Raw genomic sequence first — 13,793 nt, 5'->3', positions numbered from 1 at the left:
CCAATCCTGCTTGCGGGAACTGGCCCTGTCGCTCGTCCGCCCTTCCGGATAAGGATTGATGGATGAGTGACGCGGATATTCTGACGAACAACTCCCTCCGGCAGGAACTGGTGGATGACGGCTATGCCCGCCTGCCGGGTTCCGGCCTGTTCGACCTGCTCGCGATCCGGAGCGCCGACTGGGCCGCGCTCGCCCGAAGCTGGGACGATCTCGGCCCCGACCTCTATATGGCCGACGGCGGCCGGTATCGCCGCCGCCGCCACGCGACCTTCGCCTGCGATCAGGACGGCTTCACGCGCATGCCGCACCAGCCCCATTTCCAGAGCCGCGACTATAATCCGCTGAACGGCGACGTGCAGCGCTGGTTCGACCCCATCGAACAAAGCACCATCGACAATGCCGCGATGCAGTCGATCCTGGCCTTCTGCGTCCGCAGCTTCCCCCTGTCAGGACGGCAGCATGTCGAACTCCACCAGTTCCGCATAGAGGCGCGCAGCGGCGAACGGGGCCGCCCCACGCCCGAAGGCATGCACCGCGACGGCGTCGACTGGGTGTTCGTGATGCTGGTCGAGCGCCGCAACGTGCGCGAAGGCGTCACCCGCATCGGCACGCCGCAGGGCAGGGAACTGGGCGAATTCACCCTCGCCCGCCCCGGCGACGCGGTATTGATCGACGACCAACGCATCATGCACGGCGTCACCGAAATCCATGCCGTCGACCCGGCCCGACCCGCCTGGCGCGACGCCCTGGTCGTCACCTTCGCGGCCACCACCTGATCCCTATTTCAGCAGCACCAGTTCCTCGGCCATGCTGGGATGCAGGGCCACGGTGTCGTCAAAGGCCTGCTTGGTGAGACCGGCCTTCACCGCGATGGCCGCCGCCTGCAATATTTCCGGCGCGTCCGGGCCGATCATGTGCAGCCCGACCACCCGGTCGGTCGTCGCATCCACCACCATCTTGTAGAGCGCCCGCTCGTCCCGTCCGGCCAGCACATTCTTCATCGGCCGGAAATCGGACGTATAGATTTTCACCGTGCCCAGCTTGTTCCTTGCCTCCGCCTCGGTCATCCCGACCCCGGCGAGCGGCGGATGGCTGAACACGGCGGACGGCACGCAGGCATAGTCGACCGTGCGCGGATTGTCCCCGAACAGCGTATCGGCAAAGGCATGCCCCTCCCGGATCGCCATCGGCGTCAACTGCATCCTGTCGGTGACGTCGCCCACCGCATAGATGCTCTCGCAACTGGTGCGGCTATAGTCATCGACCTTGATCGCGCCCTTGTCGCTGAGTTCGACTCCGGCATTTTCCAGCCCCAGCCCCTCGACATGCGGCCTGCGTCCGGTCGCAAAGAGGAGCAGGTCGCAGGCGATGGGATCGCCGCTCTTGAACCGGACGGTCAGCGTGCCGTCCTCCTTCTTCTCGATCTTCTCCATCTCCGCATTGAAGCGGAAATTGATCCCCTTCATCGTCGAAATCTGGAGCAACCGATCGCGGATCTGCTCGTCATAGCCGCGCAGCAGCGTGCCCGAACGGTTCACGATGGTCACATGGCTGCCGAACTGGTGGAAGATGCCCGCAAATTCATTGGCGATATAGCCGCCGCCCACGATCACGATCCGCTTCGGGCACTCCTCCAGATGGAAAAGCTCGTTGGAGGTGACGCCATGTTCCGCGCCCTCGATGTCGGGAACGATGGGCCATGCCCCGGTCGAAACCAGGATATATTTCGCGCTCACCTCCCGCCCGCTCGCCAGCCTGACGCCATGCGGCCCGGTGATCGTCGCCCGCTCCTGGATCAGTTCGACTTCATGGTTGTCCAGCGTGTTCCTGTAGAGGCCCTCCAGCCGGTCCACATCGGCCAGCACATTGTCGCGCAGCGTCTTCCATTCGAAATCGCAATCCGGCACGTTCCAGCCGAAACGCCGCGCATCCTTCAGATCCTCGGCGAAATGCGCGCCGTAGATCAGCAGCTTCTTGGGCACGCAACCGCGAATGACGCAGGTGCCGCCGACGCGATATTCCTCCGCCACCGCGACCTTCGCGCCATGGGCCGCCGCCACGCGGGAAGCCCGCACGCCGCCCGATCCCGCGCCGATGACGAAAAGGTCGAAGTCGTAGTCGCTCATATAAGCCTCCGCTGCATTGCGCCCGCATATGGAGCGTCCCCGGCGGAGTTACAAATCGGAATCTGGCTAAGCTCGTCCCGCAAGCGGGATGGACCTGCTCGTCAAAGCCCGCCCAAGGCCAGGTCGATCAACGCCATGGTCGACGGATCGAAGCCCTTCGGCCCCTCCGCCTCGATGGACCTGGCGATCTCCTTGCCCAGTTCGACCCCGAACTGGTCGAACGGATTGATCCCCATCAGCACCGCATTGGCGAAGGTCCGATGCTCGTAGAAGGCGATCAGCGCCCCCAGCACTTCGGGCGTCACATCGTCCAGCAGGATGGTGGTCGAAGGCCGGTTGCCGGGATAGGCCCGCGCCGGATCGGCGTCATTCTCCTTCCCCCGCATCAAAGCCGCCCCCTGCGCGAAGCAGTTGACCAGCAAAGCCCGATGATGCGCCGGATCGAGCGCATGGCCCGGCTCGATGGAGGCGATGAACTCCACCGGCGTCAGGATCGTCCCCTGATGCAGCAACTGGAACACCGCATGCTGCGCGTCCGTGCCGACCCCGCCCCAGGTGATCGCCGCCGTCGGCCCGTCGACCGGCGCGCCGTCCCGCGTCACGCTCTTGCCGTTGCTCTCCATCTCCAGTTGCTGGAGATAGGATGGCAGCAGCCGCAGCCTTTCGTCATAGGCGAACAAGGCCCGCGTCTGGCACCCCAATATCCGCGCATAATATTGATCGACAAAGGCCGCGATCAGCGGCGCGTTCCGGCCGGGATCGCTCAGCCGGAAATGCCGGTCCATCGCCGCCGCGCCCTCCAGCAGGCTTTCGAACGCATCCCAGCCCAGCGCCAGCGCTGCCGGAAAGCCGATGGACGACCAGAGCGAATAGCGCCCGCCCACGGACTCCGCGAAGGGCAGCACCCGCGTCTCGTCCACGCCCCATTCGATGGCCTTGTCCGGCGAGGCGGTCAGCGCGATCACCCGGCCATAGGGATCGTCCACTCCCGCCTCGACCATCCAGTTGATCGCGCTCGCGGCGTTCAGCATGGTCTCGGTCGTGGTGAAGGTCTTGGAAGCGACCGCAATCAATGTCGCTTCCGGATCGAACCGCGAAATCGCCCGCTCCAGCGCCGTGCCGTCGACATTGGACACGATGGCGACGTCATAACGCGCCCCGTCCCCGCCCAGCGCATCGACGATCAGGTCCGGCCCCAGCGCCGACCCGCCGATGCCGATATGCAAAATATGCCGGACCGGCCCCAGCGCCTCGCCCTCTATCGCGTCGATCAGCGCCCGCATCCGCGCATGGAACATCTTGGCCCGCGCCACGCTGTCGGCATTGCCCTCGCCCCGCTCGGCGGGATGCTCGGCGGCGCGGCCCTCGCTATTGTTCACCGCCTCGCCCGCGAACAGCGCGTCCCGCTGCGCGGCAAAGCCCCTCTCCTCCGCCAGCTTCAGAAAGCCGGCGAACAGATCGTCGGTCAGATGAGTCTTCGACCAGTCGAAACGGATCGGCCCCTGGGTCAGCGTGAACTTGCTCAGCCGGTCGGGATCGGCGGTGAAGATGGACTTGAGATCGGCCTGGGGAAGAGCCGCGAGCGCTGCCAGTGCAGGGCTGGACATTGGGGAATATCCTCTTGTTTCGCCGTTGATCGATACCGACGCTGCACCTGTCGATTCTTGCCCATCCTAGCCAAGTCGTTCCGCTATTGCACCGTTCGGACAGAAAATTCAGGCTGCAGGGCAGCATAGGGTGATGACCCGTTCACCTCTAGCCTCCTTGACGGCGGCTTTACGAACCCGCAAAAGCCGCGACGGCCTGTTTTCAAGGCGGATCGAAGGAAAAGACGACCAAAGCATGAGCGCAAAATCCGAAACGCGGGATTTCCTCTGGTTTCTCGCAAAGCTGGCGGTGTTCGTCTTCGTCCTGCGCAGCTTCATCGTGTCGCCCTTCAACATCCCGTCGGAATCCATGCAGCCGCGCCTGCTGATCGGCGATTATCTGCTGGTGGCGAAATGGCCCTATGGCTATTCGCGCTATTCGCTGCCCTTCGGCATTCCGCTGATCCCCGGCCGCATCCTCGCCTCCACGCCGCAGCGGGGTGACGTCGTAGTGTTCAAGGCGCCGCCGAACCAGAAGAACGACTATATCAAGCGCGTCATCGGCCTGCCCGGCGACATGATCTCCGTGCGCGGCGGCACCGTCTACCTGAACGGCCAGGCAATCCCGAAGCAGAAGGTGGCCGACCTCGTCATCCCCGTCACCCCCAATATGGAGGATGCGGCGGCCAGGGAGGGCAGCCCCTCCCCCTGCTACCGCCCCAAGTTCGAGGAACCGCTTGCCGGAGGCGGCCGCCAGTGCCGCTACCCGCAGTTCCGCGAAACCCTGCCCGGCGGCAAGAGCTATAACGTCCTCGACCTGGTGCCGGACGGCGCGGCGGACGACCGCGACACGGTGGTGGTGCCCGAAGGCCATCTCTTCATGATGGGCGACAATCGCGACCGCAGCGCCGACAGCCGCTTCCCGGCGGTCGACGGCGGCGGCATCGGCCTGGTGCCGGAGGAAAATCTGGTGGGCAAGGCGATGATCTCCGTCTTCTCCACGGACGGCAGCGCCAACTGGCTGCTCCCCTGGACATGGGTGTCCGCGGCGCGCTGGAGCCGCATCGGGGAAGGCTTTTGACGAAAGCGGACACCGAAGGCTGGCTGAAGGCCCTGATCGGCCACGCGCCGAAGGATCGGACCGCCTTCCATCAAGCGCTGACCCATGGCAGCGCCCATGCGGTGAACTATGAACGGCTGGAGTTCCTGGGCGACCGCATCCTCGGCCTGCTGATCGCCGAATGGGTCTATGACCGCTTTTCGGGCGAACCGGAAGGCAAGCTCTCCCGCCGCTTCAATGCGCTGGTGTCGGGCGAGACCTGCGCCGAAGTCGCCCGCAGCGCCGGGGTTCCGGCGCATCTCATCCTCGGCAAGCAGGCCCGCGACGACGGCGCGGCCGACAGCGACAATGTGCTGGGCGACGTGATGGAGGCGCTGATCGGCGCGCTCTATCTGGAGGGCGGCCTGGAGGAAGCCCGCACCCTGGTCCGCCGCCTCTGGGCCGACCGCGTCGACACCCAGGCAAGCGCCCCCAAACATCCCAAGTCCGCCCTCCAGGAATGGGCCGCCGCCAACAAGCGCAAGCCCCCGGAATATGCGATGACCGACCGCTCCGGCCCCCACCACGCGCTGAAATTCACGGTAACGGTCAGCATCAAGGGCGCGGGCGAAGCAAGCGCGACCGGCGGCTCCAAACAGGAAGCGGAAACCGCAGCGGCAAAGGCATTGCTGGACCAACTCACCGCTTAACCGCCCCACGCCCGCAACTGGCACACAACCCCACCCCGTTCGCCCTGAGCCTGTCGAAGGGCTTTTCTTTCTTCTGGAACGACATTGCCCTTCTGGACCTACCTCCTCCACTGCGCTGACCGCAGCTTCTACACCGGCCACACCGACAACCTCGAAACCCGCATCGCGCAACATGAAACAGGCGCAATCCCCGGCCACACCCAAAACCGCCGCCCGATAAAACTGGTCTGGTCGCAGGAGTTCGGAACCCGTATGGAGGCGCTGGAAGCAGAGCGCCAAATCAAGGGCTGGAGCCGGGCCAAGAAACTCGCGCTCATCCGCGAGGACTGGAAACTCATCTCCACCTTGGCGCGCTCGAACCAGGAAAAGTAAAGCCCTTCGACAGGCTCAGGGCGAACGGAGTTAAATTTGGAAGGTTCAGAAGTTCAGCAACATTGCGGCGTCATCGCCATAGTCGGCGCGCCCAACGCGGGCAAATCCACGCTGGTGAACGCGCTGGTCGGCCAGAAGGTGGCGATCACCAGCCCCAAGGCGCAGACCACCCGCACCCGCGTCATGGGCGTCGCGATAGAGGGCGAGGCGCAGATGGTCCTCGTCGACACCCCCGGCATCTTTCAGCCCAGGCGACGCCTGGACCGCGCCATGGTGCAGGCCGCATGGGGCGGCGCGCAGGGCGCCGACCTGATCGCGCTGGTCGTCGACGGCAAGGCGGGCCTGGGCGCCAAGATGGAACCGATCGTCGGCGCCCTCGCCGCCCGCCCGGAAAAGAAATGGCTGATCCTCAACAAGGTCGACATCGCCATCAAGGAAAAGCTGCTGGTCCACACCCAGCGCCTCTACGAACAGCTCGACATAGCGGAGACCTTCTTCGTCAGCGCCGCGACCGGCGACGGCCTTCCCGAACTCAAGACCGCCTTCGCCAGGGCCATGCCCGAAGGCCCCTGGCACTTCCCGGAGGATCAGGTCTCCGACGCCACCGACCGCATGCTGGCGGCGGAAATCACCCGCGAGCAGCTATACCATCAACTCCACGCCGAACTCCCCTATGCCGCCGCCGTCGACACGGAAAAATATAGCGAGCGGGATGACGGATCGGTGGAAATCCACCAGCAGATACTGGTCGGCCGCGCCAGCCAGCGCGCCATCGTGCTGGGCAAGGGCGGCCAGCGCCTCAAGGAAATCGGCTCGAAGGCCCGCGCCGAACTGGCCAGCCTGCTGGGCGTCAAGGTCCATCTCTACCTCCACGTCAAGGTGAAGGAGGATTGGGAGGACGACCGCTTCATCTACCGCGACATCGGCCTGGACTGGGTGGAGTAAGCCGTTTCACCGTTCGCTTCGAGCGAAGTCGAGAAGCGGATAGAGTACGCTTCTCGTTTCTCGACTTCGCTCGAAACGAACGGAAGCCGAATTACTCCGCCGCCACCTTCTTCTTCGCAGGCGCCTTCTTCGCAGCGGGCTTCTTCGCCGCACCCTTTTTGGCCGCCGCCTTCTTCCCCTTTTTCGCAGGCGCCGCCGCAGCCCGCGCATCGATCAACTGCGCCGCTTCCTCCAGCGTCAGGGCGTCCTGCTCGATCGTCTTGGGCAGGGTCGCGTTGGTCGTGCCGTCAGTCACATAAGGTCCATAACGCCCCGCCATCAGCTTGATCTCGGCCTCTGTGCGCGGATGCTTGCCCAGCACCTTCAGCGGCTCCCGCGATGAAGCCCCGCGCCCGCCCCTGTTCGCCGCGTCCGCCAGCTTCGCGACGGCGCTGTTCATCCCCACCTCGAAAATCTCGGCGGTGGAGGAAAGCCGCCCATATTTGCCGTCATGCAGCAGATAAGGCCCGAACCGCCCGATATTCGCCACGATGGGCTTGCCCGTCTCCGGATGCGGTCCGATCTCGCGGGGCAGGCTCAGCAGCTTCACCGCCCAGTCCAGCGTCAATTCGCCATCGGGCAAATCCTTGGGAATGGACCCGCGCTTGGCCTCCTTGCCCTCTCCCATCTCGATATAGGGGCCGAACCGCCCGGATTTCCGGACGATATCCTGCCCGGTCTCAGGATGCTTGCCCAGCACTTCCGGCCCGCTATCCTCGGCCCCGTCCTTGCCGCCCGGCTGCCCGAACTTGCGCGTATATTTGCATTCGGGATAGTTGGAACAGGCGATGAACGCCCCGAACCGCCCGCCGCGCAGCGACAATTGCCCGTCACCGCACATCGGGCAGGCGCGGGGGTTGGACCCGTCCGCCTTGGGCGGAAACAGCATCGGCTCCAGAAACTTGTCCAGTTCCGCCGTGATGTCCGACGGCTTCTGCTCCATCACCTCGGCGGTCTTGGGCTTGAAATCGCGCCAGAAGGCTTCCAGCACCGCCTGCCACTGGGCACGCCCGCCGGAAATATCGTCCAGCTCCTCCTCCAGCCCCGCCGTGAAGTCGTAGGACACATAACGTTCGAAGAAACGCTCCAGGAAAGCCGTCACCAGCCGTCCGCTCTCCTCCGCGAAAAAGCGGTTCTTCTCGATCCGCACATAGTCGCGGTCCTTGAGCACCTGCAAGGTCGATGCATAGGTGGAGGGCCGCCCGATTCCCAATTCCTCCAGCTTCTTGACCAGCGACGCTTCGGAATAGCGCGGCGGCGGCTGGGTGAAATGCTGCTCCGCCGTCACCTTCCGCTTCGCCGGGGCATCGCCCGCCGCCATGCGCGGCAACAGCTTGCTGTCGTCGTCCTCGCCATCGGCGGAGGCATGTTTGCCGGAGCCGCGCTCAGGATCGTCCCGGCCTTCCTCATAAAGCGCCAGGAACCCCGGAAAGATCACCACCTGGCCCGTGGCGCGCAGCCCATGCTGCCCGGTCCCGTCCACCAGATCGACCGTCGTCCGTTCCAGCCGCGCCGACGCCATCTGGCTCGCCAGCGCCCGCTTGAAGATCAGGTCGTACAGCCGCCCATGGTCGCCCGATCCCACCTTGTCCCGGTAAAATTCGGTCGGGCGGATCGCTTCGTGCGCTTCCTGCGCATTCTTCGCCTTGGTCTGATATTGGCGCGGCTTTTCAGGCAGATAGCCCCCGTCATAACGCTCCGCTATCGCCTTGCGCGCTGCCGAGATGGCGCTGCCGTCCATCTGCACGCCATCGGTACGCATATAGGTGATCGCGCCATCCTCATAAAGCTGCTGCGCGATCCGCATCGTATGGCTGGCGGAAAAGCCCAGCTTGCGCGCCGCCTCCTGCTGAAGCGTCGAAGTCGTGAAGGGCGGCGGAGGATTGCGCGAAACCGGCTTGGTCTCGACCTTCTCGACGGTGAAGCGCCCCGCCTCCACGTCCGCCTTCGCGGCCATGGAGTCGCCTTCCCGGCCGATGGTCAGCCGCTCGATCTTCTCGCCGCGCCACTTGACCAGCCGGGCGGTGAAACCCTGCCCCGCCTGCTCCATTTCCGCCGCGACCGACCAATATTCCTGCGGCACGAAACTCTCGATCTCGCGCTCCCGCTCGACCACCAGCCGCAGCGCCACCGACTGCACCCGCCCCGCCGACTTGGCGCCCGGCAGCTTGCGCCACAACACCGGCGACAGCGTGAAGCCGACCAGATAATCCAGCGCCCGCCGCGCCCGGTAGGCGTCGATCAGATCCTCGTCCAGCGCGCGCGGCTGCGCCATCGCCTCCGTCACCGCCTGCTTGGTGATCGCGTTGAAGGTCACGCGGTCGACCTTCTGCGGCAAGGCCTTCTTGGCGCGCAGCACCTCCTGCACATGCCAGCTTATCGCCTCCCCCTCGCGATCGGGGTCGGTCGCCAGGATCAGCCGGGTCGCCTTCTTGGCTTCGTCGGCAATGGCCTTTAGCTGCTTGCCCTTGTCGCCATAATTTTCCCAACTCATGGCAAAGCCGTTGTCGGGGTCCACCGACCCGTCCTTGGGCGGCAGGTCGCGAATATGCCCATAGCTGGCCAGCACATGGAAATCGCCGCCCAGATATTTTTCGATGGTCTTCGCCTTGGCCGGCGATTCAACGATGACAAGCTGCATTCAAGCCCCGGTTCAAATTGTCTCTCACGTACACGCGCGAGTCTGAAAGCTGTTTCCGCCCCCCGTCAAGCCGCCGCGATGCAGGCGGCATTCCGCGCGGTCAGGACGCCCCGTCACGACAGGCTGACCTTCCCGCCCGCATGCCGTTCCAGCCGGGCGGCGAGTTCCAGTTCCAGCAGCACGGTCTGCACCACGGCGGGGCCAAGGCCCGACAGCCTTATCAGTTCATCCACCGGCACGGGCGCCGGCCCCAGCAGCGCGACGACCGACGCCCGCTCCCGCTCGGCCACGTCGCCCGACGGCGGCTCGCCCGCAAAGTCGCCTCCGGCTTGCCGAACCATGCGCGGATCGATGGCGCCGATCGCCTCGATCACGTCGGCGGCGTTCTGGATCAGCACCGCGCCCTCGCGGATCAACTGGTTGCACCCCTGGGCGCGGGGATCGAGCGGGGAGCCGGGCACCGCCATCACCTCCCGTCCCGCCTCCCCCGCCAGTCGCGCCGTGATCAGCGAGCCGGATTTGGGCGCGGCCTCGACCACTACGGTGCCCCTGGCCAGCCCGGCTATGATCCTGTTGCGCGCTGGAAACTGCCGGGCCAGGGGCTGCGTGCCCGGCGGATGCTCGGTGACGAGCAGTCCTTGCTCGGCCAGCCGCTCCTGCAACTCCGCATTTTCCGGCGGAAAGGCGATGTCGATGCCGCAGGCGATGACGGCGATGGTGCCGCTCTCCAGCGCGCCCTGATGCGCGGCCGTATCGATGCCCCGCGCCAGCCCGGACACCACCACCGCACCCCGCTGCCCCAGTTCCTGCGCCAGCATGCGGGCGAACCGGCACGCGGCGGCGGAGGCATTGCGCGCCCCCACCATCGCCACGCATTCCCGCGCCGCCAGCGACACGTCGCCGCGCACGATCAGAGCGGGCGGCGCGCCCTCCATCTGGTCGAGCAGGAAGGGGTAATCGGCATCGCCCATGATCAGGTAGCGGGCGCCGGCCGCCCGGCTGCGGGCGATTTCCTGCTCGATTATCTTCGCGTCGACGATGCTGGCCTTGCCGCCGCCCCGCGCCGCCATGTCCGGCAGCGCCCGCAAAGCCTCGCCCGCCGTGCCGAAGCGCGCCATCAACTGGCGGAAGGTGACAGGGCCGATGCGCGGCGAACGGATCAGGCGCAGGCGGTTGAACCGCTCCTGCTCGCTCATTCCCCGGTCGGAGCCTTTTTCGAAGCGCCCACCTTCGGCTCGGTGCCCCTTAGGAGGCGTGCGATATTCTCCCGGTGCCGCCACAGCACGATCAGCGCCAGCGCCAGCGCGACGGGAACCAGGTCGATCCGGCCGAAGCACCACATGGCGACAGGCGCGCTCACCGCCGCCGCCATGCCGCCCACGGACGACCATTTTGTCCCGAACAGCGCGCCCAGCCACACGACAGCGAAGACGATCCCGGCAGGCCAGTAAAGCGCCGTCACCACGCCCATCATGGTCGCCACGCCCTTGCCCCCGGCAAAGCGCAGCCAGACAGGATAGCAATGCCCGATAAAGGCCATGGCCCCCGCCATCGGCCCGCCGCCCTCGACCAGCGCCGCGCCGACCAGCACCGCCGCTCCGCCCTTCAGCAGGTCGAGCAGCAGCGTCGCCGCCGCCAGCCCCTTGCGCCCGGTGCGCAACACATTGGTCGCGCCGATATTCCCAGACCCGATCTTGCGCAGGTCGCCCGCCCCGGTGAAGCGCGTCAGCAACAGCCCGAAGGGTATGGAACCCAGCAGATAACCGACCAACAGGACGAATGCGGGAAGAAGCCAGGGAGGAGTCATGATCTCGCCGAAATAGTTGCGGCGCGACCATAGCGCCCCCAACGCGCCGGGCAATGGCGAAGGCGACATATATGGAAACATCCAATTCCTCCCCATCACAGATGGGGAGGGGGACCGTTCGCGAAGCGAATGGTGGAGGGGAAATCCACAGGTCGCGCCCCTTCCCCTCCACCAGCCTGCGGCTGGTCCCCCCTTCCCCACGCTTCGCGCAGGGAGGATTTCAACGCCCGCCATCCACGCCAAACCCCTCCCCCATGTTGACAGACCCGCCCCATCCCACGACATGTCGGACCATAATGACAGTCGCACCCCAGGCACCCCTGCTCTTCTTCGATTCCGGCGTCGGCGGCCTTTCCATCCTGGCCCCCGCCCAAGCCGCCCTGCCCCATGCCCCGGTCGTCTATGCGGCGGACAGCGCAGGCTTCCCCTACGGCACAAGGAGCGAGGCGGAGATCGCCGCCCGCGTGCCCGCATTGCTGGGCCGCCTGGTCGAACGCTACCGCCCGCGCCTGGCGGTCATCGCCTGCAACACCGCATCCACCATCGCCCTGTCGGCGGTGCGCGCTGCGCTGGACATCCCCGTCGTCGGCACCGTTCCCGCGATCAAGCCCGCCGCGCTGCTCTCGCAAAGCCGGGTCTTCGGCGTCCTCGGCACCGACGCCACGGTCCGCCAGCCCTATGTCGACCGCCTCGCCGCCGAACATGGCGCTGACTGCACCGTCCTGCGCCATGGCTCGGCTGCCCTCGTGCAACTGGCCGAAGCGAAATTGCGCGGCGAACCGCTGGACCCCGCCGTGGCGCGAGACGCTCTGGCCGGGCTGCTGGACCAGCCCGGCGGCGACCGGATGGACATAGTGGTCCTCGCCTGCACGCATTTCCCGCTGGTGGAGGCCGAACTGGCCGCCGCATCGCCCCGCCCGCTCCGTTTCGTGCACGGCGGTGAAGGAATTGCCCGCCGCATCGCCTATCTCACCCAGGGGCAGCCATGGCCGTCGGAACCGCTCCCCGGAACCGCCGTCTTCACCCGTCTGGACGAAAGCGTCGAACGGCTCCGCCCCGCTCTTGAAAGCTATGGCCTGCCAAGGATAGAGGGGCTTTGAAGGGGTGGACCTTTGGTCCAATCGCAAGCCTTTCTATCAGTGTGATAGGTAATTCTCCCTAAGGCTGCGAGCGGTTATCACTGGTAATAGGCCGAAACAGCGGATAAATGCCCCTCTAAAGAGGGGATGCGGGAACAGGGACTGGGCGTTCAAGTGAACTACAAGCATATCTTCACGCAGGCGATCGACCGGCTCCATAGCGAAGGTCGCTATCGGGTGTTCATCGACATCCTGCGCAACAAGGGCGCCTTCCCCAACGCCCGTTGCTTCCACGGCCATAACGGGCCGAAGCCGATCACCGTCTGGTGCTCCAACGACTATCTCGCCATGGGCCAGCATCCCAAGGTCGTCGCCGCGATGGAAGAGGCGCTGCACGATGTCGGCGCAGGCTCCGGCGGCACCCGCAACATCGGCGGCAACACCCATTATCATGTCGACTTGGAAGCGGAACTCGCCGACCTGCACGGCAAGGAAGGCGCGCTGCTGTTCACCTCCGGCTATGTCTCGAACGAGGCGACGCTGTCCACCCTGGCGAAGATCCTGCCCGGCTGCATCATCTTCTCCGACGAGCTGAACCATGCCTCGATGATCGCGGGCATCCGCAATTCGGGCTGCGAAAAGCGGGTGTTCCGCCACAATGACGTCGACCATCTGCGCGAATTGCTGGCCGCCGAAGACCCCGACGCGCCCAAGCTGATCGCCTTCGAAAGCGTCTATTCGATGGACGGCGACATCGCCCCCATCGCGGCGATCTGCGATCTGGCGGACGAATATAACGCCCTCACCTATCTGGACGAGGTCCATGCGGTCGGCATGTACGGCGCGCGCGGCGGCGGCATTTCCGAACGGGATGAGGTCGCCCATCGCCTGACCATCATCGAAGGCACGCTGGGCAAGGCGTTCGGCGTCATGGGCGGCTATATCGCCGCCGACCAGATGATCGTCGACGTGATCCGCAGCTATGCGCCCGGCTTCATCTTCACCACATCCCTGTCGCCGGTGCTGGTCGCTGGCGTGCTGGCCAGCGTCCGCCACCTCAAGCAGTCGAGCGAGGAACGGGAGGGCCAGCAGGCGTCCGCCGCGACCCTCAAGCGGATGATGGCCGAAGCGGGCCTGCCGGTCATGCCCTCGGTCACGCACATCGTCCCGCTGATGGTGGGCGATCCGGTGAAGGCCAAGCGGATCAGCGACATATTGCTCGCCGAATATGGCGCCTATGTGCAGCCGATCAACTACCCCACCGTCCCCCGCGGCACGGAACGCCTGCGCTTCACCCCCGGCCCGGCGCACAGCGAAGCGATGATGCGCGAACTGGTCGACGCCCTGGTGGAAATCTGGGACCGCCTGGAACTGGAATTCAAGAAAGCAGCCTAAGAAACACACATCCCCCCTCCCGCAAGCGGGAGGGGGTTAGGGGGTGGGCTGGCG

The 13,793-nt window shown here is 65.7% G+C and carries 12 protein-coding genes; 7 read left to right on the top strand and 5 right to left on the bottom strand.

Annotated elements, in window-relative coordinates; translation table 11 throughout:
- The first annotated feature begins 62 nt into the window (after positions 1 to 62).
- Complete coding sequence (locus SIDU_RS05935; RefSeq protein ID WP_007685829.1) at positions 63 to 776, top strand: 2OG-Fe dioxygenase family protein; 714 nt, start codon at positions 63 to 65, stop codon at positions 774 to 776.
- Between the two features lie 3 nt (positions 777 to 779).
- Here the strand turns inward: SIDU_RS05935 and gor are convergent, their stop codons facing one another.
- Both gor and pgi read right to left on the bottom strand, forming a co-directional pair.
- Positions 780 to 2,126: a glutathione-disulfide reductase gene (gene gor, locus SIDU_RS05930; protein ID WP_007685827.1), complete on the bottom strand. Its 1,347-nt coding sequence runs from the start codon at positions 2,124 to 2,126 to the stop codon at positions 780 to 782.
- A 101-nt stretch (positions 2,127 to 2,227) separates the two neighbouring features.
- Positions 2,228 to 3,733: a glucose-6-phosphate isomerase gene (pgi, locus tag SIDU_RS05925; protein WP_007685825.1), complete on the bottom strand. Its 1,506-nt coding sequence runs from the start codon at positions 3,731 to 3,733 to the stop codon at positions 2,228 to 2,230.
- Positions 3,734 to 3,968: 235 nt separating this feature from the next.
- Here pgi and lepB point away from each other — a divergent pair, with 235 nt between their 5' ends.
- From lepB to era, 4 genes are all read left to right on the top strand, one after another.
- A complete protein-coding gene (lepB, locus tag SIDU_RS05920) occupies positions 3,969 to 4,793 on the top strand; it encodes a signal peptidase I (RefSeq protein WP_007685824.1) in 825 nt (274 codons plus the stop codon).
- A complete protein-coding gene (gene rnc, locus SIDU_RS05915) occupies positions 4,748 to 5,461 on the top strand; it encodes a ribonuclease III (RefSeq protein WP_007685822.1) in 714 nt (237 codons plus the stop codon). The genes lepB and rnc overlap by 46 nt, the downstream gene beginning before the upstream one ends.
- A gap of 84 nt (positions 5,462 to 5,545) precedes the next feature.
- A complete protein-coding gene (locus SIDU_RS05910) occupies positions 5,546 to 5,833 on the top strand; it encodes a GIY-YIG nuclease family protein (RefSeq protein WP_007685820.1) in 288 nt (95 codons plus the stop codon).
- A 36-nt stretch (positions 5,834 to 5,869) separates the two neighbouring features.
- The gene (gene era / locus SIDU_RS05905; RefSeq protein WP_007685818.1) at positions 5,870 to 6,778 is read left to right on the top strand and encodes a GTPase Era; all 909 of its coding nucleotides are present in this window, start codon (positions 5,870 to 5,872) and stop codon (positions 6,776 to 6,778) included.
- 91 nt (positions 6,779 to 6,869) lie between these two features.
- Here the strand turns inward: era and topA are convergent, their stop codons facing one another.
- The 3 genes from topA to plsY all read right to left on the bottom strand — a co-directional run bounded on the left by topA (position 6,870) and on the right by plsY (position 11,265).
- Entirely contained in the window at positions 6,870 to 9,458 is a 2,589-nt protein-coding gene (topA, locus tag SIDU_RS05900; protein WP_007685816.1) for a type I DNA topoisomerase, read from the bottom strand.
- Positions 9,459 to 9,571: 113 nt separating this feature from the next.
- The gene (gene dprA / locus SIDU_RS05895) at positions 9,572 to 10,654 is read right to left on the bottom strand and encodes a DNA-processing protein DprA (protein ID WP_007685814.1); all 1,083 of its coding nucleotides are present in this window, start codon (positions 10,652 to 10,654) and stop codon (positions 9,572 to 9,574) included.
- Positions 10,651 to 11,265 carry a glycerol-3-phosphate 1-O-acyltransferase PlsY gene (gene plsY / locus SIDU_RS05890; protein WP_025772017.1) on the bottom strand — a complete coding sequence of 205 codons (615 nt, stop codon included), beginning with the start codon at positions 11,263 to 11,265 and terminating at the stop codon, positions 10,651 to 10,653. The genes dprA and plsY overlap by 4 nt, the downstream gene beginning before the upstream one ends.
- A gap of 296 nt (positions 11,266 to 11,561) precedes the next feature.
- Between plsY and murI the strand changes: the two genes are divergently transcribed.
- Positions 11,562 to 12,365 (top strand): glutamate racemase, encoded by an 804-nt coding sequence (murI, locus tag SIDU_RS05885; protein ID WP_007685811.1) that lies wholly within the window; start codon positions 11,562 to 11,564, stop codon positions 12,363 to 12,365.
- 153 nt (positions 12,366 to 12,518) lie between these two features.
- Positions 12,519 to 13,739: a 5-aminolevulinate synthase gene (gene hemA / locus SIDU_RS05880; protein ID WP_007685809.1), complete on the top strand. Its 1,221-nt coding sequence runs from the start codon at positions 12,519 to 12,521 to the stop codon at positions 13,737 to 13,739.
- The last annotated feature ends 54 nt before the right edge of the window (positions 13,740 to 13,793 follow it).

The sequence above is a fragment of the Sphingobium indicum B90A genome, from assembly GCF_000264945.2.
Lineage (GTDB): Bacteria > Pseudomonadota > Alphaproteobacteria > Sphingomonadales > Sphingomonadaceae > Sphingobium > Sphingobium indicum.
The sequence above is the reverse complement of the archived record's forward strand: the minus strand, read 5'-3'. Positions and strand labels throughout refer to the sequence as shown.

Coding starts and splice junctions, on each gene's coding strand:
- plsY (WP_025772017.1), bottom strand. CDS start 11,265: ATGACTCCTCCCTGGCTTCTTCCCGCATTCGTCCTGTTGGTCGGTTAT.
- gor (WP_007685827.1), bottom strand. CDS start 2,126: ATGAGCGACTACGACTTCGACCTTTTCGTCATCGGCGCGGGATCGGGC.
- dprA (WP_007685814.1), bottom strand. CDS start 10,654: ATGAGCGAGCAGGAGCGGTTCAACCGCCTGCGCCTGATCCGTTCGCCG.
- SIDU_RS05935 (WP_007685829.1), top strand. CDS start 63: ATGAGTGACGCGGATATTCTGACGAACAACTCCCTCCGGCAGGAACTG.
- lepB (WP_007685824.1), top strand. CDS start 3,969: ATGAGCGCAAAATCCGAAACGCGGGATTTCCTCTGGTTTCTCGCAAAG.
- topA (WP_007685816.1), bottom strand. CDS start 9,458: ATGCAGCTTGTCATCGTTGAATCGCCGGCCAAGGCGAAGACCATCGAA.
- rnc (WP_007685822.1), top strand. CDS start 4,748: ATGGGTGTCCGCGGCGCGCTGGAGCCGCATCGGGGAAGGCTTTTGACG.
- murI (WP_007685811.1), top strand. CDS start 11,562: ATGACAGTCGCACCCCAGGCACCCCTGCTCTTCTTCGATTCCGGCGTC.
- pgi (WP_007685825.1), bottom strand. CDS start 3,733: ATGTCCAGCCCTGCACTGGCAGCGCTCGCGGCTCTTCCCCAGGCCGAT.